This is a genomic window from Bacillota bacterium, from assembly GCA_040757205.1.
In the GTDB taxonomy this organism is placed as follows: Bacteria; Bacillota; Desulfotomaculia; order Desulfotomaculales; family Desulforudaceae; genus Desulforudis.
This window is the reverse complement of sequence record JBFLXL010000010.1, coordinates 61,259-81,711: the sequence shown is the minus strand read 5'-3', so window position 1 is coordinate 81,711 and position 20,453 is coordinate 61,259. Positions and strand designations below refer to the sequence as shown.

The following is a 20,453-nucleotide window of genomic DNA, read 5'->3' as shown; positions in this document are numbered from 1 at the left end:
TGGCAAGGACCCGCTCCATGATGTCCAGTCTCCTGGCTTCCTTGGGTTTCAAGAAAACGTCTCCCTTCTTCATGAGTGACATTTTCTCAGACCGCTTACGGGGTGACAATATCACAGGCCAACAACAGCCGGCATCTGTAAGCCTTGACGGAGGCGTTCCTGATCCACTATAATTAAGAGCATACTCTTGGGAGGGTAACCGGTAATTGCCGGACCGCTCCAAATTTGACAATTGAATACGGCAATCATTCTGGGTGCCCTGCAGACCTTCGGGTTTGGCTGGGGAGAATAGGGAAACCGGTGTGAATCCGGTACGGACCCGCCGCTGTGACCGGGAACGAAAGTCACGACGAACCACTGGTGGAAAAACCGCCGGGAAGGAGTGACTAGTAGGATGATCCGGGAGTCAGAAGACCTGCCCAGAGTTGGAATCAGCACCTGCCTCGCGGAACAAAGGAGGTGTCGACGGTATGCGCGGATTGAATACGTAATCCCCGGCTCGTTATCTAACGGCCGGGGGTCTTGTTTTAACGGACTTCAATTTCATAGGCGGACCCCCTGTCGCCTTTGACGGATGACACCATTAGATGATGAAAATGTCAACTTGAAGGCTATTTTCAGGGGTGGGCCAAAGGAGGTTATCCAATCCGTGCACATTACGGAAGGTATGCTGCCGGTAGGCCACGCGGCCGGCTGGACCGTCGTATCGGCGCCATTTGTAGCTTACGGTCTGTACTCCATAGCCCGGAAAGTACGCCTCAACCCGGAGGTCAAGATGCTTCTGGGCCTGGCAGGGGCCTTCACCTTTGTCTTGTCCGCGCTCAAGATTCCCTCTGTCACCGGCTCCAGTTCCCATCCTACGGGGACCGGTCTGGGGGCGGTTCTCTTCGGTCCATCCGCCATGACCGTCTTGGGCTCCGTGGTTCTTTTGTTGCAAGCGCTGCTGCTGGCCCACGGGGGGATCACCACGCTCGGCGCCAACGTCTTTGCCATGGCCGTAGTCGGTCCTTTTGCCGCTTATGCTTGTTTTCGTGTCTGCCGGTTGTTACGACTGCCCTTTGCGGTATCTATATTTACCGCCGCTGCCGGAGGCGACTTAATGACTTATCTAACGACGTCATTCCAGCTGGCCCTGGCCTTTTCGGATCCGATCGGCGGCTTGGCCACGTCCTTCGCCAAGTTTGGGGCGGTTTTTGCCGTGACCCAGATTCCACTGGCCATCAGCTCGGGTCTGCTTACGGTGGTTGTGTTTAACGGTCTTCGGAAATACAGTCGCCAAGAGCTGGAAGTCTTATCGGTGTTCCCTGGAGGTGGAAGGCTTGAAGATCCGGTACGATAACCTCTGGCTATTGCTCGGGAGTGTCCTTTTGGCCGTTCTGCCCCTTTTCCTGGTGTCCGGCTCAGGCGGTCCGGAGGGCGAGCTGTTCGTGGGGGCCGATAGCCAAGCCGAAGAACTGATTATGGATATCCGGCCCGATTATGAGCCTTGGGCCGAACCTTTGTGGACCCCGCCGTCGGGCGAAATAGAGAGCCTGCTGTTTGCCCTGCAGGCCGCACTGGGTGCGGGCTTCATCGGTTACTACTTTGGACGGAAAAGGGGTAAACCCGTTGGTTGACCGGATCGCCTATGCCAGTCCGCTGGCCGCACGGCACCCGGCCGAAAAGGGTCTGGTGGTGGTCCTGGCGCTGGCGGCCTGTCTGGCGGCGCGGACCTGGTGGGTACCGTCGCTGGTCTTCGGGTTGATGGCGGTCTTGACTGTAGCCGCGGGGCGGATATCCTGGTCCGTCTACGGTCGGATTCTCCTGGTCTCTGCGGTGTTTCTCGCGTGGGGGCTGCCGGCCGTAGCCCTCTCTGTGACCGGCGCTCCCTCACCGGAAGGGTATTGGTTTGAGGTTTGCGGATTGCATCTTGGTTTCACTGAGGCCGGATTAATGGTTGCCCGTGATATTCTCGTGCGGACTCTGGGTACGGTTTCGTGCTTGTTATTTCTAGCCTTGTCCACACCCTTGCCGGATATCATCGGGCTGTTGCGGCGTTGCTGGGTGCCGGCGCTCTTCCTGGAACTCCTGACCCTGGTATACCGTTTCGTCTTTGTGCTATTGGAAACGGCTCTGGAAATGCGGCGGGCTCAGGCCCTGCGCCTCGGATACACCGGACTGGGAACAAGCTACCGGGCATGGGGCGGCTTGCTGGCCAACCTCCTGGTGCGCGCGCACCATCGGTCCCAGGTGCTCTTCGTGGCCCTCTCCCTGCGGGGGTATGATGGCGGTCTCGACATGCTTGAGACGCCGCGCCGGCTGTCTCCCGGAGGCGTGGTGCTGGCAGGAGCTTTAGGGGGGAGTCTGTTATTCCTGGCGATGACCGTTTGAAGGGCCGGCTCGCAAAGGCCCTGCCGAGTTGTTGTGCTCAAGCGGATAAGTACTTGTCGGGTGTTTGAAGGAGCGAGGGCATCGTTGAACGACACCGTGTTTGAGTTACGGGAACTGCATTACTCCTATGGCGACGGAACGACGGGGCTTCGGGGGATAACCGCGTCCCTGCGGCGGGGCCGGTCGATTGCCGTACTGGGTGCTAACGGAGCCGGAAAAACCACTCTTTTCATGCATCTGGTCGGCGTGCACCGGCCAACCGCCGGCACGGTGACCTTCCAAGACCGTCCCTTGTCCTACGACCATCGGGCGCTGAAAGCCCTGCGGCGTGAGGTGGGGATGGTCTTTCAGGACCCCGACGCCCAGCTGTTTTCGGCCGGTGTCTATCAGGACGTCTCTTTCGGCCCCTTAAACCTCGGCCTGCCTGAAAAAGAGGTGCGCAGACGCGTGGACCGGGTACTGGCGGCGGTGGGCCTGACCGAGTTTGCCGGCCGTCCCACCCACGCCCTGTCTCACGGTGAGAAAAAACGGGTGGCCTTGGCCGGGGTGCTGGCGATGGAACCGAAGGTCCTGGTCTGTGACGAACCGACGGCCGGGTTGGACCCCCAGGGGGCGACGCAAATGGCCGGCCTGTTGCGCCAACTGCGCGACGACGGCACCACGGTGATCTTCTCCACCCATGACGTAGATCTGGCCTGGACCCTGGCCGATTGGTGCCTGATATTGACCGGGGGACGGCTGGTCGGGGAGGGCCCGCCACCTGCTGTTTTCCGAGACAACCGACTGGTGAACTCAGCCGGTCTGGCCCGGCCGTGGGTGCTGGACGTCTTTACGGAAGTCTGTTGCCGTGGTCTGGCCGTGGAGGGTATGCCCCCGCTTACCCGGGATGAACTTGTGGATGCCTTGGAGCGGAGTTTCCGGTGCCGGAACGGCCGCGGGAGCGCCCTTGAGGCCGGCGGGGAGGCCGAAGAGGCGACACCAGCCGGTACGGCTCCTCGCCCGGCGGTTAGACCGGGATGTACTTGCGCTGGCAGGGATGTTGGTGAGGCAACATCGGCCGGTGCGCCTCCCCGGGTAAAAGCCCTGTACCCTTCACCGACGACCGACCACCGACCACCGACCACCGACGACCGACCACCGATCACCAATACTGCCGGTGCGCCTTCCCGGATCTATGCCCTGTACCGGCGGCCGATGCGGGGCGACGAAATCGAGGCCGAGTCCTTTCGCCGGATTGAGGCTCAAGTGCCGGAACACACCTTGCGGGCGGAAGAGTGGGCCGTGGTGCGACGACTGATCCACGCCACAGCCGACTTTGGGCTGGTGAACAGCGTGCGTTTCAGTCGGGGCGCCGTTGAAACGGGGATTAAGGCTCTGCAGCGGGGCGCACCCATTTACGCGGACGCGAATATGATTCGTGCCGGACTCTCCATGTCTTGGTTGCGCCGCATCTGTGCCGGTTATAGCCCAGGCGACATCCGCTGCCTGGTGGCCGACGGAAACGCGGCGGAGCAAGCACGCGCGGCGGGGCTGCCCCGCTCCCTGTTTGCGGTGCGGCAGGCCCGCCCGTTCCTGGACGGGGGGATCGCTCTGATCGGCAACTCCCCGGTAGCTCTGTTAGAGTTGAACCGGATGATCCGTGAGGGCGAGGTGCGCCCGGCTTTGGTCGTAGGAATGCCGGTAGGATTTGTGCACGTGGAGGAGAGCAAAGAGGAACTCATGGAACTGGACGTGCCTTGGATTTGTGTGGCGGGCCGGCGCGGGGGGAGCAGCCTGGCGGTGGCGGCCTTGCACGCCTTGGCCGTCCTTGGTGCCGAAAAGGCCCAATCTGGATGACTTTAGACAACCATGCCGCGCGCGGCGCCAGCAGAAGGATGAAAATACCCCTCACCCTGACCCTCTCCCAGAGGGAGAGGGGATTTTCAGGGCAGACACCGCCGTTGGTCAAGGTGCTCCACGACCGGTATAAGGTGTCTCCCAGAGGGAGAGGGGATTTTCGGAGTGGACACTGCGGCCTGCGGCGCCATTCGGAAGGATTTAAACAGCAAGAGGCTATTTACAGGGTAGTTGCTCACGACGATTCCTCGTCGCTCATGCGGATGAAATATTACCCAAGATCCTATTTCGGGGGAGTAGGGTCTTCCCCGACGAAGGAGTAATGTTGATGCTGGCGATCGTCTTACTGGGTCACGGCAGCCGTGTGGCGGGAGCAGCCAGGGAAATGGACGAGCTGGCCGTGCGATTGCGTGAGATCACCGGGGTATCCCTGGTCAAAGTTTGTTTCCTGTCCCGGCTGGGGCCGCACCTGCCCGAGACTCTGGAGGCCTGTGTGGCGGAGGGTGCCACCAAGATAGTGGTGATTCCCTATTTTCTGCACTCCGGATTACACATCCTGGTGGATATCCCGGAGGTACTGCAAAGACTGGCGGCCGATCATCCCCGGACGCGGATCGTCTACGGAAAGCACCTCGGCTACGATGGCGTACTGGCCGAGATCCTGGCGCGACGCGTGGAGGAATCCTTGGGTTTCCCGGACGTTCGGGAGATCGAGGTGCCGGACCGGGCGAACTACCCGGTTCCGCCCGGCCAGGGGGAATTTGTGGAAGTGATCCCGGAAGAACTGTAGGGGTGGTGTTAGGGTGGCCAAGGAGACATTAAAACCGGTTGCCCCGTTGAAGGCGCAGCTCTTGCGACGCGGTCACACCACCGGGACCTGTGCTGCTGCAGCGGCCAGGGGGGCGGCCCTCTGGCTCGTGCACGGGCGTTGCCCGGATCAGGTTACCATCCGGCTTCCGGCTGGAGATGAGGTTGTCCTGCCGGTGCAGGGATTCTGCCGGAGGGAGGTGGCGGCTCGCTGCTATGTAGTCAAAGACGCGGGGGATGACCCGGACGTAACCGACGGTGCGGCCATCCACGCCTGCGTGGAATACACGGCCACTTCGGGGGTCAGCCTGGATGGGGGCGACGGTGTGGGCCGGGTTACTCTGCCGGGCTTGGCGATACCGGTGGGGGAGGCGGCAATCAACCCCGTGCCGCGGACAATGATCTCTGCGGCGCTGGCCGACTTGGTCCCCGAAGGGGCGGGTTGGAAGGTTACGATTTCGGTACCGCGCGGGGCGGAACTGGCCCGCCGCACTTTCAACGGGCGGTTGGGCATTGCCGGCGGGATCTCCATACTGGGGACCACCGGTTATGTCGAACCTCGCAGCCTGGAGGCGTTGCGCCGTTCCTTGCCGCCGCTCCTGGATATCGTCCGGGCGGCCGGTTACCGAACGGTGTGCCTGGTGCCGGGCAATATCGGGCACCGCGCGGCGCGCCGTTTGCAGCCGCCGCCCGCTGAGGCCCAGATAGTGGAGATTGGCGACTTTCTTGGGTTTATGCTGGACGAGGTGCACGCACGCCGTTTTGCCATGGTCAGCCTGGTGGGCCACGCGGGGAAGCTGGCCAAGGTTTTAAACGGGCATTGGCAGACACACAGCACCTATGCGCCGGCGGCGAACGCTGTCGTGGTAGAACTTTTTGCAGATTTCGGCCTGTCCGGGGCTTTTGTGCAGGAATTAAAGACGCTCCCGACCGTGGAGGCCGTTCAGCGGGCCGTTATCCGGAGCGGCCACGCCCATCTGCCCGTGATGCTGGCCGGGCGGATCAGGCAACTGGTGCGGGAGCGCCTGAAAGGGGAAGTGGAGGTGTCGGTTCATCTCTGTGACCTGGACGGAAATATCGTTGGTGAGGCCCGATGATTCCGGTGCGCGGAAAGCTGACCATCGTGGGCTGCGGGCCGGGCGGGCAAGAATACCTGACCGCGCAGACGGACCTGGCCGTTCAAGAGGCGGAGTTCTTGTGCGGTCCCCGGTTTCTGCTTGACCTCTTCCCGGGGGCGAAAGCAGAACGGGTGGTGGCGGGAGCCGACGCCTTGCAGGTGGTCGAGCTGATCAGCCCCAAGCTTGACACCCACAAAGTGGTGCTGCTGGTCACCGGAGATCCGGGGCTCCATAGCTTGGCCCGGCCGGTGACCCATCTGCTGGGGCGGGAGAGAGTCCAAATCGTGCCGGGAATCAGCGCGGTGCAGGTGGCGTTCGCCCGGCTGGCCGTGCCCTGGGAAAAGGCCCGTATCTTCAGCCTGCACGGACTCCCCGCGGAAAGCGTCCCGGCTGTCTTGCAGCAGTTCAGTGTTGCCCCCCTGGCGGCACTGCTTTGTTCGCCCACCTGGACGCCCCGGAGAGTGCTGGAGCAGATTGCCGGCAGCGCCGGCTGCCGGACCGTACACGTGCTCTCTGACCTCGGGCGTCCCACCGAATACCGGAGCAGCGGCCGGGTGGCCGATCTGGTGCCCCGGGTGCCGGGGGGGCGGGGCTTAAGTCTGGTGATACTGACGGAGGAGAACTCACGCGCAATGAACGACGGACAAGGTGTGTTCTGGGGCCTCGGACTTGGTCCGGGTGATCCGGAATTGGTTACGCTCAAAGCCCGGCGCCTGATTCAGGAGGCGGACTGCATCGTAGTGCCCAAATCCAGCGTTGCGGGGGAGAGCCTGGCCCTTGAGATCGCGCGACCGTTCGTGGGAGATAAGCCGGTACTCCGGTTCGAATTTCCCATGCGCCGCAACGAAAGAGAGCTGGCGCCGTACTGGACGGCGGCCGCCAAGGAGATCGCGGCCCGGGTGGAGCGCGGGGAGCGGGTGGTTTTCCTGACCCTGGGGGATTGCCTGACCTACAGCACTTACTGCTACGTGCTGCAAGAACTCCGAAAGCTCTTACCCGACTCCCAGATCCGCTCGGTGCCGGGGGTGACCAGTTTCGCGGCCGCCGCGGCGGCGACCAACTTTTCCCTGGGGGAGAGGGACGAACGGATCGCGGTTGTTCCGGTGCCGCGCGGAGATCTGGATCCGGTACGGCGGGCACTGGAAGAGTTCGACACGGTGGTGTTGATGAAAGTGGCCAAGCGACTCCCGGCGGTGGTGCGCTTACTGCGGGAGATGGGGCTGGACGGGCGGGCCGTTTTCGCCAGCCACGTGTCCCAGGGCGGCGAGTTCATCACCCGGGACCTGACGTCGCTGCTCGACAGCGACAGGGGTTACCTGTCGGTGATCCTGGTGCGCGGCCGCCCGGGTGAGAGCCGATGACCGTATATTTCATCGGCGCCGGGCCGGGTGATCCGGAACTGATTACGGTAAAGGGCCGGCGGCTTCTGGAACGCTGCCCGGTGGTGATTTACGCGGGCAGCCTGGTGAACCCGGAAGTGCTGCGCTGGGCGAAACCTTCCGCGGTCAGGCACGATTCCAGTGAGCTGGACCTGGAGACGCAGTTGTTCCTGATGGCCGATGCCGCCAAGGCCGGGCGGGATGTGGCGCGGCTGCATACCGGCGACCCTTCGCTTTACGGGGCGATCGCCGAGCAGATTCGCGGGCTCCGGCGCCTCGGGATTTCCTGCGAAGTGGTCCCGGGAGTGAGTTCCTGCTTCGCGGCGGCGGCGGCATTAGGTCTGGAGTACTCCCTGCCCGGAGGAACACAAACGCTCATTCTTACCCGGCGGTCGGGCCGTACCCCCGTTCCGGAAAGCGAGAGCCTGCCGCGGCTGGCGGAGGCTAGGGCGGCGATGGTCCTCTACTTGAGCGTGGGCGACGCGGAAAGAGTGGAGGCGGAATTGCTCCCCGCTTACGGACCGGATTGCCCGGTGGCGGTGGTCTACCGCGCGTCCTGGCCGGACCAGAAGATCCTTCGTTGCCGGCTGTCCGAGCTGGCCGCCACCGTACACAAAGCCGGCCTGAGGCGCCAAGCCCTGATCCTGGTAGGGTCCTTCCTCGACCAAGCCGGCCGGGAGAGCTACCTCTATTCCAAGGAGCGGGTGCGTAATGACCGGTAACCCGCCGTTGGCCGTGGTAGTGATCAACGCGGGCGGGCGCGCGGTCGGGGCGGCTGTGGCCGGAAACCTTTCGGCGACGCTGTACCTTCCGGCGCGGATCGGCAACCGGGGACTACCGTCCAGCGGCACTCGACAGGTTGTTTACACCGAGCCGCCCGGTGAACTGGTTGCCCACCTGTTTCGGACCGGACGGGGCCTGGTCCTGGTGATGGCGGTGGGAATCGCCGTCCGTTTGCTTTCCGGCCTGCCGGCGGATAAGCGCGTTGATCCCCCGGTGGTCGCCCTGGACACCGCGGCCCGTTATGCGGTCAGCCTGCTCTCCGGACACAAGGGCGGCGCCAATGCCTTGGCCTACCGCGTGGCGGCAGTGGTCGGCGCTCTGCCGGTGGTGACCACCGGCAGTGAGGGGCGCCGGACCTTGGCCGTCGGGCTGGGCTGCCGCCGGGGTGTTGAAGCCGCGCGGGTAATGGAAGCGGTCGAAAGGGGACTGGCTGCCGCCGGTCGGGACAAGGAGTCGCTCCGGGTGGCGGCCACGGCCGATTTTAAGACGCAGGAACCCGGAATACACGCGGTTTGTGCAAAGCTGGGGATCGGACTCCGGGTCTTTCACCGGGAGATCATCCGGAGTGTCGACCGTCTGTTCGGTGAAAGCCGGTGTGCGCGTAAACACTTTGATGTCGGAGGAGTGGCGGAACCATGTGCCTTTCTGGCGGCCCACAACGGGCGGATCATCCTGCCCCGCCTGGTGGTGGACGGGGTGACGGTGGCCCTGGCCGAGGATCGCTTGTGGTCGCCGGAATCGGGCCGGGTGACGCGGTACACCTGACACCGGCCGTCCGGGCGGCGCTGGCGGAGGCGGATGTGGTGGCCGGGTACGACCTATACCTGAATTTGGTCCGTGACCGGCTGGCCGGTAAACAATTGATTGCCGGCGGGATGCGGCGCGAGGTAGAGCGGGTGCGGGCTGCAGTTGCGGCGGCGGAGGAGGGGCGGCGGGTCTGTGTGGTGTCCAGCGGGGATGCCGGTATTTACGGACTTGCCGGACTGGTGCTGGAGGAGTTGGCCCGTCGCGACCTGGTCCTGAATTTCCGGGTGGTGCCGGGGGTAACCGCCTCTCTGGCCGCAGCCGCGCTCCTGGGAGCTCCCCTGGCCCACGACCACGCCGTGATCTCCCTGTCCGACCTGCTCACGCCGCTTGAGGCGATTGAACGCCGGGTACGGGCGGCGGCCGAAGCCGACTTCGTACTGGCCCTCTACAACGTTCGTTCCCGGACGCGGACGGCGCCTTTCGAGGCGGCGCTCAGGATTCTGCGGGCAACCCGCCCGCCCGGAACACCGGTGGGGATTGTACGCAATGCCTTCCGCGACGGGCAGGAACGGCGCATCACCATGCTTGATGAACTTACGCTGGATGACGCCGACATGCGCACCCTGCTGGTGGTGGGCTCCAGCCAAACCTTTGTCTGGCGCGGATACATGATTACCCGGCGCGGCTACTGTTTGGGAGGTGGGAGGTGAGAAGTGGGAGGTGAGAAATGAGATGCTGGATGAAAGAAGTAAGCGGAAACGACATTCCCCCCGGCTGCTTATTGCCGCGCCGTCCAGCGGCCAGGGTAAGACCACGGTTACGCTCGGGCTGCTGCGCGCGCTCTCCAGGCATGGCCTGACGGTACAGCCCTTCAAGATCGGGCCCGATTACATCGACCCCGGACACCACACCCGGGCGGCCGGGCGGGCTTCCCGCAACCTGGACGGCTGGCTGATCGGATCTGCGGCCTCGCAGGAGCTTTTCCAGCGGGCCGCAGCGGGTGCGGATATCTCCATAGTGGAAGGCGTGATGGGCCTTTTTGACGGATTGGGCGACGGTTCCTCCCGCGCTTCCAGTGCGGAGATGGCCCGTCTGCTGGCGCTTCCGGTGATCCTGGTGGTGGACGTTGCCGCTCAGGGTGCGAGCGCAGCCGCGACGGTGCTTGGTTTTCAAAGCTTTGACCCCGCGGTGCGGATCGCGGGGGTCATTCTGAACCGGGTCGGTTCCGAACGGCATGCCTCGCTGGTTGAGCAGGCCATCGCCAAGCACTGCGGTGTGCCGGTGCTGGGGGCGCTCCCCCGGAATGAGGAGCTGGTAATCCCGGAACGGCACCTGGGGCTTCATACGGTCGCCGAGCAGCCTTGGGAACCGGTCTATGACCGGCTGGCCGGAAGTGTTGAGCAAAACGTCCGTCTGGATTTGCTCCGGCTGCTGGCCGCGGAGGCTCCGCCGTTGCCCGAGGCCGAGTTCCGGCTCTTTACTGCCCTACCGGACCGTACGGTCTGCCGGGTCGGGGTGGCCCTGGATGAGGCTTTCAACTTTCTATATGCGGACAACCTGGACCTGATGCGCTTAAGCGGCGCGGAGTTGGTATTTTTTAGCCTATTGCGGGACGGGGCCGTCCCTCCCGGATGCACGCTGCTCTACATTGGAGGCGGCTACCCCGAACTGCACGCCCGCACCCTGGCGGCAAACCGGGCAATGCTGGATTCCGTCCGGGAGTTTGCCCGAAGCGGAGGCAGGATCTATGGCGAGTGTGGGGGGTTGATGTTTTTGGGGGAGGGGCTGACCGATCCGGACGGGAACGATCATCAAATGGCCGGCCTACTGCCTGTACGGACCACTATGGCTGGACGCAGGCTCACGCTCGGTTACGTTGAGGCCCGGTCGGAAACCGACTCGGTGATCCTTGGTCGCGGGGAACAAGTGCGTGCTCACATGTTCCATTATTCTGAAGCCGAAACCCTGCCGGGGGGTAAAACCTGTTTAACCGTTCGTCAGGCCGTCGGGACAACGGTACGCCGGGACGGCTGGCAGGCGGGATCGGTCTTCGGCTCTTACCTGCACCTGCATTTTGCCTCGGCGCCGCAAGTACTCCGGCGTCTGCTGGGGGGCAGGGTATGAAAACGGACCACGGCGGGCGCTACACTCAAAACCTTTTAGACTTCAGCGTAAGTATCAACCCGCTCGGACCACCGGCCTGTGTCACTGCCGTCCTGGCCCAGGCCTTGCCGTTTTTGACACGCTACCCGTCCCTGGACGCGGAACCGGCACGCCGAGCCATCGCCGACCGGCTTAGTCTGGACCCGGAGGAAGTATTGGTAGGAAACGGTGCCACCGAGCTAATCAGCCTGCTGGTCAGGGTGCTACGCCCCGGTCGGGTCTGGGTGGTCGAGCCCTGCTATTCCGAATACCGGGCGGCGGCCGAGTCCTGCGGCCTCCCGGTTATGCGCCTGCCCTACCAGGTGGTGGGCGAGTGCTTTGAGCCGGCATGGGATCTGCTGCGGCCGGCGGCGGGCGACATGGTTTTTCTGGGTTATCCCAACAACCCCACCGGGCAGTTTCCGGACCGGCACCGTTTGGAAAACATATTGGCGACCAACGGAGTGCAGTGGGTTTTGGACGAGTCCTTCCGAGCCTTTTGCGATCCCTCGGGGTCGTGCTCACCGGCCTTACCCCCGCGCGCGCCCACGACCGGGGTGATTGCCGTACGCTCAATGACCAAGTTCTTTGCCGTTCCCGGGTTGCGCCTCGGCTACCTCGTCGGGGTAAGGGAAACGGTGGCCAAGCTCATGGCGGCCAAGGATCCTTGGAGTGTGAACGGTCTGGCCGAACACCTGGCCGGCCTGCTGCTGGCCGATGAGTCCTATGCGGAGCGCACCAGGAGATTCGTCAGCGCCGAGCGGGAACGAGTATCCTCACGTCTTGCGGCTGAGGGTGTTCGAGTCTATCCCGCAGAAGCCAATTTCCTGCTCGGTGTGCTTCCGGAGGATAAGACGGTGAAAACGTTGAACGCCTGCCTGAAACAACAGGGGATGGTGGTGCGCGACGCCTCCACCTTTGCGGGTTTAACCGAACGGCACTTCCGGGTGGGACTACGCACGCCGCCGGAGAACGACCGTCTGATCGCGGCCCTGGCCGGATTTGTCCGGAGTCGATACAAATAACGGCGAGGATACACAATCCCCTTTTCTCGACGCGCGACTACCCTGAAAATCCCCTCTCCCTCTGGGAGAGGGCCAGGGTGAGGGGTATTTTCATCCTTGAGGTGGTGCCCGCTAGAGCGGCATGGGTGTCTGCTCAGAAGGTGCTGTGGTGTGTCAATCGCCGAAGCTCACGCCCACGATGCCGCCCAGGGCGCCGGCCGAACCGGCCAGCAGAAGCTTTTCCAGTAACCCGATCACGGTCATCGGCCCGGGGAACAGGAGCATCCCCAGTCCCCACATCAGGAGGAAAAAACCGAGCCCGACGCCGAGCCCGTGGTAGAGCCCCTTGTTACCGGCGCGGGCGCTCGCCAGGGCGGCACCGAAGAACACCCCGGTGAAAACGATGAGTGCGGCAATCCAGGGCATAAACTTCTCCGAGAAGTTCGAGAAGTAAAGCACCACGGTGGACACCAGACTGAGCACGATGGCCGTGGCCAGCGCGATTAGAAGACCCCGCCCCATGGAAATCCAGTTCAACGGTTGCCGCGCAGGCCGGTCGTCCGGTAAAGCCATCGGGATGATACCTCCCCGTAGATTTGTAAAATGAGTATGTCGTGAGACGAGGGAATATGCGCCGCGCGACCAAAACAGCCGTCCGGGGAGGCACCGGGATGGACAACCGCCCTGACCTGTGCTAGAAACTAGGGGGATGGACAACCGCCCTGACCTGTGCTAGAAACTAGGGGGATGGACAACCGCCCCGACCTGTGCTAGAACATGTATAACTTCATAAATATGTATTCAGGTGCCCTGCGCGGCGCAGGGTGAAAAAGGGAACCGGGTGCGAATCCCGGACGGCCCCGCCACTGTGATGGGGAGCGCCTGCCTGTAGCACGCCACCGGGTGGAAAGCCCGGGAAGGCGGCAGTCGCGGTGAACCTCAGTCAGGAGACCTGCCTGGATACGCGCCACAATCACCTTCGTGGGAGAGGGGGAGCGCGGGCCATGCGTCGTTTTGCACCAGGCGGCGGCTGACCTTGAAAACCCCGGTCTTGTAAGGAGACGGGGTTTTGCTTTGGTGAGCGGGAGATTACATTTTTGGAGGGAAAACAAATGAATCGGAACAGGCCGGCAGCGGCCAAGACGCTGCTCATTACCGCAGTTCTGCTTTTGGCCCTGCTTGGCGCCGGTTGCGCCGGCTCGCCGACCGAAACGGCCTTGGAGAAGGGCTTTCCGATCACGGTAACCGATGACATCGGCTGCGAGGTGACGGTCACGGCGTCACCCGCGCGCATCATCTCGCTGGCGCCGAGTAATACGGAGATGCTCTTTGCCCTTGGTCTCGGGCCGAAGATCGTGGGGGTGACCGATTTCTGCAACTACCCAGCCGAAGCCCCGGCGAAGGAACGGGTGGGGGGGTTCGTCAATCCGAGCCTGGAGAAGATTATAGCCCTTGAGCCGGACCTGGTGGTCGCGGCCGACTTGCACCGGGAGCTTGTGCCGCAGTTAAATAACCTAAAAATACCGGTGGTCGTCCTGAACGCGCGGAGCGTGGATGGAATGCTGAACAATATTATCCTGGTGGGTCGGCTGACCGGTCTGGAAATGGAAGCCGAACGCCTGACCGGCGAATTGCGGGCGCGGGTCGAGGCCGTTACCGGACGGGTATCTAAGATCGCCCCTTCAAAACGTCCCCGGGTTTACTATGAGGTCTGGCACGAACCCCTTTGTACCGCCGGCCCGGGAACTTTTATCGATGATCTCATCGGTTTGGCCGGGGGGACCAACGTGGCGGCCGACGCACCTGTGCCCTGGCCACAGTACAGCGCCGAGGTCATTGTACGGAAAAACCCGGAGGTGATGCTGCACGCGTACGGACACGGGGATGCGGGATCGCAAACGCCGGCAGGGATCGCCCGGCGCCCCGGGTGGTCAAGCGTGAGTTTCGTTAAGTCCGGGCGGGTGTATGCCATGGATGCCGACATGATGAACCGGGCCGGTCCGCGCCTGGTTGACGCCCTCGAAGCGGTGGCCCGGGCGTTGCACCCGGAAGTTTTTGAGCGTCAGGAGTAATCCGGTGCGTGTATCACCGCGAGTTCTGTTCGTCATTGCCGGTTTGTCACTGTTCCTGGCCCTGGTAGCGGGTGTGGCGAGCGGGCCGGTACCCATCGGCGTGGCCGAGGTTCTTCTGGCTTGGCGTGCGGGCGAGGCGGCCCAGACGCCTGCCGCGCTCATCCTGTGGGAAATCCGGCTGCCGCGCGTGATACTGGCGGCCTTGGTAGGAAGTGCCCTGGCCGTTTCAGGGGCGGTGCTGCAGGGGCTATTGCGCAACCCGCTCGCCGACCCGTACCTGCTTGGTGTTTCGGCGGGGGCGTCGTTCGGCGCCACCGCAGTCATTGTAACCGGCATGATCGGGATGGTCTGGGGCGTCAGCGTGGTACCCCTGGCGGCGTTGGCGGGCGCTTTGGTCGCCGTTTGGCTGGTCTACCAGCTGGCCCGGGTCAACGGCAAATTGCCGGTTTTTGTTCTGATTCTGGCCGGAGTGGCGGTCGGCTATCTGCTGGCGGCCGGGGTGTCGCTGTTGATCTTCTGGGGGCAGGAGCGGATGCACCAGGTCATCTTCTGGCTGATGGGCGGTTTTGCGGGACGCAACTGGAGTCACGTCACCCTTTGCCTCCCTTACCTGGCGGTTGGACTGGGCCTGGCGTTCGCCTGGGCCAGGGAGCTGAACTTATTGTTGGGCGGCGAGGAAACGGCCGCGCAGTTGGGGGTGGAGGTGGAACGGGTCAAGCTGGTGCTCATTTTTGCGGCGGCCCTTCTGACGGCGGCCGCGGTGGCCGTTGGGGGCCTGATCGGCTTCGTGGGACTGGTGGTCCCGCACGTGGTCAGAATTCTGGCCGGCCCGGATCACAGAGTACTGCTTCCGGCTTGTGCTTTGGCGGGCGGCGCTTTTCTGGTTGCGGCCGACGTTGTCGCGCGAACCATCGTCGCTCCCGTGGAGGTTCCCCTCGGCATCATTACGGCGCTCACCGGCGGCCCGTTTTTCCTCTACCTGCTTTGGCGGCGCAAGGGAGGGCTGTTCGGCCAACTATGAAAGACGGTCTTTCAGTGCAGAATATTTATTTTGCTTACGCCGGCGTGCCGGTGATCAGTGAACTCAGTTTTTCGGTCGGTTGCGGGGAACTGTTCGCGGTTATCGGGCCTAACGGGGCCGGGAAAACGACCCTCTTGCGCCTTCTGGGAGGATCCCTGGCGCCCTTATCCGGTGCGATAACACTGGACGGCACCCCGGTGCGCGCCTTGAATGCCCGCCGCCGTGCCCGGCGGATGGCGGTTGTCGGACAGGAAACGCACTTGGATTTCGCCTTTACGGTGGAAGAAGTGGTGCTCATGGGGCGTTACCCGCACCTCCCCCGATTCGGGCACGAGGGGCCGATGGACCGTGAGATCGCGCGGCGCGCCATGGCCGACGTGGGTGTAGAGCATTTGGCCTCCAGGCTGATCACCACCGTCAGCGGCGGGGAGCGACAGCGCGTGTTGCTGGCGCGGGCTCTGGCCCAGGAGCCGGAATGTCTGCTTCTGGACGAGCCGGTGGCGCATCTGGATCTTAACCATCAAATCGCCGTCATGGATTTGCTGTTGAAATTAAGCCGGGCACAGCGGATCACCGTGGTCGGGGTCTTCCACGATCTCAATCTGGCGGGCCTTTACGCCGACCGGGTGCTGCTGCTGGTCGGGGGCCGTAACGTGGCCCTGGGTGCGGCGGCCGAGGTCATTACGCCGGAACTTATCCTGCGCGCGTACCGGGGTGCGGTGATGGTCGCCGACCATCCCGAAGCCGGCCGCCCGCAGGTAATGCTGTTGCCGGGGAGGGCTGGCAGCGTTGAAGGCTAGGGCGCTGATGGTGCAGGGGACGGCGTCACACGTCGGGAAGAGCGTGCTCTGTACCGCTCTTTGCCGGATTTTCAGGGACGATGGTTTCAGGACGGCGCCTTTTAAAGCGCAAAATATGTCTCTCAACGCTTACGTGACCGCTGAAGGAGGCGAAATCGCGCGGGCACAGGGTGTTCAGGCCGAGGCTGCCGGCATCGAGGCCACGGCGGAGATGAACCCGATTCTGCTCAAACCGAAGGGGGGCGCCCTGGCCGAAGCCGTCATCCGGGGAAAGTCCTGGAAAGATATCAGTGCCGCTACTTACTGGATGCAGGAGCAACCCGGCCTTTGGCAGGCCGTGGTGGAATCGCTGGCCCGCCTGCAAGAGAGTTTCGAGGTTCTGGTGATCGAGGGGGCGGGCAGCCCGGCGGAAATCAATCTCCGCGGCCGGGATCTGACCAACATGGCGGTGGCCGCTCTGGCCGATGCGCCGGTGGTCCTGGTCGCCGATATCGACCGGGGCGGGGTTTTCGCCTCGCTCGTGGGCACGTGCGAACTGCTTACAGACCAAGAACGATTGAGAATCAAGGGTTTTGTGATCAACAAGTTCAGGGGCGACGTCCGGATACTGACTCCCGGCCTCGATTTCTTGGAGGCCCGCACCGGATGCCCCGTTTTGGGAGTGCTCCCTTACCTCGAAGACCTAGGCATCGAAGCAGAGGACTCGGTCGGTCTTGGCGGCGAGCGGGAAAAACCGGACGCCGATCTGGACCTGGCGGTCCTAAGACTGCCCCAGATCTCCAATTTCAGCGATTTCGAGCCCTTTCTCCTGGAGCCTGACGTGGCGGTAAGGTATGTGCGGCATCCGGCGGCGCTTGGACGTCCCGACGTATTGTTCATTCCCGGGACCAAAAACACCATGCGTGATCTCGCCCACCTGTACGCGAGTGGCTGGGCGGAAACGATAAAGAGATTTGCCGAAGGAGGCGGTCTGGTCGTGGGCATTTGCGGGGGCTACCAGATGCTCGGGCACGAACTTCATGACCCGCTGGGGTGCGAGGACGGGATCAGGCGTCTGCCCGGCTTGGGGCTCCTGGATGTGACCACCGTTTTCCGAGCGAACAAAACCACCCGCCGCGTGGCCGGCTACACCCTGCCCGTTCCCGGCCCGTTGGGGGCCGTGCATCGCGAGCAGGTAACCGGCTACGAAATACATTTTGGTGAAACTTGGCAGGTTGCGGGTGACCCGCCGACCCGACCCGCTGACCCGCTAACGCGGGTGCCCCCGGGTACCCCGAACGGGGACTCCCAGGTACCCCGGGCGGTTTTCAGCGTCCGTGACGGTGAAATGGAGTTCGGCGAGGGGGCGGTTGATACCGCCGGCGGGGTCTGGGGCTCCTACCTGCACGGGGTTTTTGAAGCTGACGGATTTCGCCGTCGTTGGTTGAATGCCGTGAGGGAACATCACGGTCTGGCGCCCGGGCGGCGGCAGGCGGTCAGTTTTTCCGCGGCGAAGGATGACGCTTTTGACCGTCTGGCGGCCGTTGTCCGGCGGCACCTTGACCTGGAGAAAGTGTACGGGTGGCTGGGTCTTCCGTCGCCCGGGGGAATGCGTGACGGTCATGGGGCTGATTGAGGCAGGTGTGTTGGCGGTGGCCCTGTTCATCGACCTTGTCGTGGGTGAACCGCCGCGGCGGTTTCATCCCGTGGTTTGGATGGGCGGGCTGATAGCGTTGGGGGAGCGGATCGCTCCGAACGGGGCCGGGGGTCGGTTGTTGGCCGGGTTCCTCATCGTCGCGGTGACCGCGTCACTGTTTGCTGGCGCTGTGACCCTGATACTGAATTGGGCGAAAGCCTTTTTCGGTGTCTGGTGTTACCTGGCGGTTGCCGGGCTTTGCCTTAAACCGGCGTTTGCCCTGCGGGAACTGCTTAATGCCGCCCGGCTGGTGCGCGAACACCTGGCCGGTTCGCGAACGGAGGAAGCACGGGCCGCCTTGCGGGCGTTGGTGAGCCGGGACACCGGGAATCTTGGTGATGCCGACATGTATGCCGCCACCATCCAGTCGCTGGCGGAGAACATCAACGATAGTTTCGTGGCCCCGACCTTCTACTTCCTGCTGGCCGGCGTGCCGGGCGCCTTTGTCTACCGCGCGGTCAACACGGCCGACGCCATGCTCGGTTACCGTGGCGGCCGGTATGAGTATCTGGGGAAATTTGCGGCCCGGGCGGATGATATCCTGAACCTTGTTCCGGCCCGGCTGACCGGCCTTCTAATAGTTATGGCGGCGCCGCTCGGGGGTTTTTTCGCGGGGGGGGCTTGGCGGAGCATGTGGCGCGACCACCGGCTTACGCCCGGTCCCAATGGGGGCTGGCCGATGAGCGCTATGGCCGGGGCGCTTCAGGTAAGACTGTGCAAGCCGGGTGTTTATTCCTTGGGGGCGGGCGGCAAAGTCCCGGACGCGTCTTTAGTCAATGCGGCGTTGCAGGTGACCAGGGCGGCTGCCTTTCTCTGGATTGGGATTTTAGGCGCCGCGGCTGTGATTGGAATGTTAAAATACGTTATCCGGGAGGGGCAAGACTTTTGGATGTTTTAAGACAAACAATAAACCGCATCGGTCCTTTGGACCGGGCCGCGATGGGCGCTGCGCGGGAGAGACAGGATGATTTGACCAAGCCCCGCGGCAGTCTGGGGCGCCTGGAAGACCTGGGGGTGCTGGTTTCCGGCATTACGGGACGGGTCAATACGCGGCTGGACCGGAAGACGGTCTTCGTGCTCGCCGCCGACCACGGTGTGGTGGAGGAGGGAACCAGTCTTTACCCGCAAGAGGTGACCACCCAGATGATGCTCAACTTCGAGCGCGGGGGGGCCGGCATTAACGTCCTGGCCCGGCAGGTCGGCGCCCGGGTGGTGGTGGTGGACGTGGGCACCAAGGCGGACGCTGGTGTATTGGGCTGCCTCATTTCGAAAAAGATCGCCGCCGGCAGCAAAAATATGGCCGTTGAACCGGCGATGAGCCGTGCAGAAGCCGAAGCGTCGGTGCAAACCGGAATCGAGATTTTGGAAGCGGAACTGTCTCGGGGCGTGGATATTGCCGCCACCGGGGACATGGGTATCGGCAACACCACGCCGAGCAGCGCTATTTGCGCGGTGCTGACGGGAAAACCGGTGGAGGAGGTAACCGGTAGGGGTACCGGTCTTGACGATGCCGGGTTGGCCAGGAAGTGTGCGGTGATCCGGAAGGCGTTGGCGGTCTCAAGACCCGATCCGGCCGATCCTCTGGACGTACTTGCCAAAGTCGGCGGATTCGAAATCGGAGCGCTGGCCGGTGTCGTCCTGGCGGCCGCCGCCCACCGGATTCCGCTTGTCATCGACGGTTTTGTGTCCGGGGCGGCGGCTTTGATCGCCGTAGGTTTGGCCCCCCGGGTGCGGGACTATCTGATTGCCGGCCACCTTTCCGCCGAGCCCGGACACCTCGCACTCCTCCGGCATCTGGGACTGGAGCCCTTGCTTTGCCTTGGGATGAGGCTGGGGGAAGGTACCGGGGCTTGCCTGGGAATGTCCCTGGTGGCCGCGGCGGCGGCAATCCAGGCGGAGATGGCCACGTTCCAGGATGCCGGTGTTTCCCGGGCAAGGGACGACTTGAATTGAGAGCGTTGACCGGTTCCTTTCTGGCCGCGGTGCGGTTGCTCACCGTTTTGCCCCTGGGCCGCAAAGCTCCCACCGCTGTGGAACTGGGCGGCGCGGCTATGTTTTTTCCCCTGGTCGGAGCCCTCCTGGGCGTGGCGCTTGCGGGGCTTGATTTGTTGCTGGCAGACCGGCCCGAACTACTGCGCGGTGCACTGCTCCTTCTCGCCTGGGTGACGGCGACCGGGGCTTTGCACCTGGACGGACTCGCCGATACCTTTGACGGGTTGTCCGGAATGACTCCGGAGCGTCGGCTGGCCATTATGGCAGACGCGACGACCGGCGCGTACGGGGTGGTCGGAGTTGCAGGCCTATTGATGCTCAAATTTGCGGCCCTGGCTTCCCTGGAGCCGCAGGCGTTGCCGGCGGCCCTGATTGCAGCGCCGCTCCTGGGCCGGTGGGCCATGACGCTGGTAATAACCGTCTTCCCGTACGCACGCGGTCCCGGCGGCCTCGGCTACCGGCTCAAGCGGGGTGCAGGCGTTCCAGGACTGGTGGCGGCCACGGTTTTCAGCCTGGCCCTGGTTTTCGTACTGCTGCGGTGGCAACAGGCCGTGTTTTTGGCGGCCGTAATCCCCCTGGCCCTGGGCCTGGGGTGGTGGTTGACCCGCCGGCTCGGAGGCCTGACCGGGGACACTTACGGGATGACTTGCGAACTTGTGGAGACTGCCGTCCTGGTGATTGCGGTTTTCGCCTGGGAGGTTTCGTAA

20 protein-coding genes and 2 riboswitches are annotated in these 20,453 nt (G+C 63.5%); of the genes, 19 read left to right on the top strand and 1 reads right to left on the bottom strand.

From position 1 onward, the window contains the following. Positions 1-235: 235 nt before the first annotated feature. A riboswitch (cobalamin riboswitch) is annotated at positions 236-438 on the top strand. A 211-nt stretch (positions 439-649) separates the two neighbouring features. The 12 genes from AB1402_08340 to AB1402_08285 all read left to right on the top strand — a co-directional run bounded on the left by AB1402_08340 (position 650) and on the right by AB1402_08285 (position 12,207). Further along, positions 650-1,339: an energy-coupling factor ABC transporter permease gene (locus tag AB1402_08340; GenBank protein ID MEW6541606.1), complete on the top strand. Its 690-nt coding sequence runs from the start codon at positions 650-652 to the stop codon at positions 1,337-1,339. Continuing rightward, positions 1,326-1,616 (top strand): energy-coupling factor ABC transporter substrate-binding protein, encoded by a 291-nt coding sequence (locus AB1402_08335; GenBank protein MEW6541605.1) that lies wholly within the window; start codon positions 1,326-1,328, stop codon positions 1,614-1,616. Before AB1402_08340 ends, AB1402_08335 begins: the two co-directional genes overlap by 14 nt. Beyond that, on the top strand, positions 1,609-2,370 hold the full coding sequence (gene cbiQ, locus AB1402_08330; protein MEW6541604.1) for a cobalt ECF transporter T component CbiQ: 762 nt from the start codon (positions 1,609-1,611) through the stop codon (positions 2,368-2,370). Before AB1402_08335 ends, cbiQ begins: the two co-directional genes overlap by 8 nt. 84 nt (positions 2,371-2,454) lie before the next feature. Continuing rightward, positions 2,455-4,206 (top strand): precorrin-8X methylmutase, encoded by a 1,752-nt coding sequence (locus AB1402_08325; protein ID MEW6541603.1) that lies wholly within the window; start codon positions 2,455-2,457, stop codon positions 4,204-4,206. A gap of 328 nt (positions 4,207-4,534) precedes the next feature. Then, entirely contained in the window at positions 4,535-4,996 is a 462-nt protein-coding gene (locus AB1402_08320; GenBank protein MEW6541602.1) for a CbiX/SirB N-terminal domain-containing protein, read from the top strand. 13 nt (positions 4,997-5,009) lie between these two features. Then, on the top strand, positions 5,010-6,110 hold the full coding sequence (gene cbiD / locus AB1402_08315; protein ID MEW6541601.1) for a cobalt-precorrin-5B (C(1))-methyltransferase CbiD: 1,101 nt from the start codon (positions 5,010-5,012) through the stop codon (positions 6,108-6,110). Then, entirely contained in the window at positions 6,107-7,492 is a 1,386-nt protein-coding gene (gene cobI, locus AB1402_08310; GenBank protein ID MEW6541600.1) for a precorrin-2 C(20)-methyltransferase, read from the top strand. The genes cbiD and cobI overlap by 4 nt, the downstream gene beginning before the upstream one ends. Continuing rightward, positions 7,489-8,232 carry a precorrin-4 C(11)-methyltransferase gene (cobM, locus tag AB1402_08305; GenBank protein ID MEW6541599.1) on the top strand — a complete coding sequence of 248 codons (744 nt, stop codon included), beginning with the start codon at positions 7,489-7,491 and terminating at the stop codon, positions 8,230-8,232. Before cobI ends, cobM begins: the two co-directional genes overlap by 4 nt. Continuing rightward, positions 8,222-9,058 (top strand): cobalamin biosynthesis protein, encoded by an 837-nt coding sequence (locus tag AB1402_08300; protein MEW6541598.1) that lies wholly within the window; start codon positions 8,222-8,224, stop codon positions 9,056-9,058. Before cobM ends, AB1402_08300 begins: the two co-directional genes overlap by 11 nt. Then, a complete protein-coding gene (gene cobJ, locus AB1402_08295) occupies positions 9,019-9,750 on the top strand; it encodes a precorrin-3B C(17)-methyltransferase (GenBank protein MEW6541597.1) in 732 nt (243 codons plus the stop codon). The genes AB1402_08300 and cobJ overlap by 40 nt, the downstream gene beginning before the upstream one ends. A gap of 22 nt (positions 9,751-9,772) precedes the next feature. Further along, positions 9,773-11,164 (top strand): cobyrinate a,c-diamide synthase, encoded by a 1,392-nt coding sequence (locus AB1402_08290; protein MEW6541596.1) that lies wholly within the window; start codon positions 9,773-9,775, stop codon positions 11,162-11,164. Next, entirely contained in the window at positions 11,161-12,207 is a 1,047-nt protein-coding gene (locus tag AB1402_08285) for an aminotransferase class I/II-fold pyridoxal phosphate-dependent enzyme (protein MEW6541595.1), read from the top strand. Before AB1402_08290 ends, AB1402_08285 begins: the two co-directional genes overlap by 4 nt. 153 nt (positions 12,208-12,360) lie before the next feature. Here the strand turns inward: AB1402_08285 and AB1402_08280 are convergent, their stop codons facing one another. Next, complete coding sequence (locus AB1402_08280; GenBank protein MEW6541594.1) at positions 12,361-12,759, bottom strand: TIGR04086 family membrane protein; 399 nt, start codon at positions 12,757-12,759, stop codon at positions 12,361-12,363. 213 nt (positions 12,760-12,972) lie between these two features. Next, a riboswitch (cobalamin riboswitch) is annotated at positions 12,973-13,161 on the top strand. 137 nt (positions 13,162-13,298) lie between these two features. Between AB1402_08280 and AB1402_08275 the strand changes: the two genes are divergently transcribed. From AB1402_08275 to cobS, 7 genes are read left to right on the top strand one after another with little or no spacing between them, the layout of a single operon-like run. Next, positions 13,299-14,258, top strand: a complete 960-nt coding sequence (locus AB1402_08275) for a cobalamin-binding protein (protein MEW6541593.1) — start codon at positions 13,299-13,301, stop codon at positions 14,256-14,258. A 4-nt stretch (positions 14,259-14,262) separates the two neighbouring features. After that, complete coding sequence (locus AB1402_08270) at positions 14,263-15,279, top strand: iron ABC transporter permease (GenBank protein MEW6541592.1); 1,017 nt, start codon at positions 14,263-14,265, stop codon at positions 15,277-15,279. Between the two features lie 14 nt (positions 15,280-15,293). Then, entirely contained in the window at positions 15,294-16,079 is a 786-nt protein-coding gene (locus AB1402_08265) for an ABC transporter ATP-binding protein (protein ID MEW6541591.1), read from the top strand. Beyond that, positions 16,069-17,694 (top strand): cobyric acid synthase, encoded by a 1,626-nt coding sequence (locus tag AB1402_08260; GenBank protein MEW6541590.1) that lies wholly within the window; start codon positions 16,069-16,071, stop codon positions 17,692-17,694. Before AB1402_08265 ends, AB1402_08260 begins: the two co-directional genes overlap by 11 nt. Further along, positions 17,681-18,652: a cobalamin biosynthesis protein gene (locus tag AB1402_08255; protein ID MEW6541589.1), complete on the top strand. Its 972-nt coding sequence runs from the start codon at positions 17,681-17,683 to the stop codon at positions 18,650-18,652. The genes AB1402_08260 and AB1402_08255 overlap by 14 nt, the downstream gene beginning before the upstream one ends. Next, positions 18,640-19,707, top strand: a complete 1,068-nt coding sequence (gene cobT, locus AB1402_08250; protein ID MEW6541588.1) for a nicotinate-nucleotide--dimethylbenzimidazole phosphoribosyltransferase — start codon at positions 18,640-18,642, stop codon at positions 19,705-19,707. Before AB1402_08255 ends, cobT begins: the two co-directional genes overlap by 13 nt. Then, positions 19,704-20,453, top strand: a complete 750-nt coding sequence (gene cobS, locus AB1402_08245) for an adenosylcobinamide-GDP ribazoletransferase (protein MEW6541587.1) — start codon at positions 19,704-19,706, stop codon at positions 20,451-20,453. The genes cobT and cobS overlap by 4 nt, the downstream gene beginning before the upstream one ends.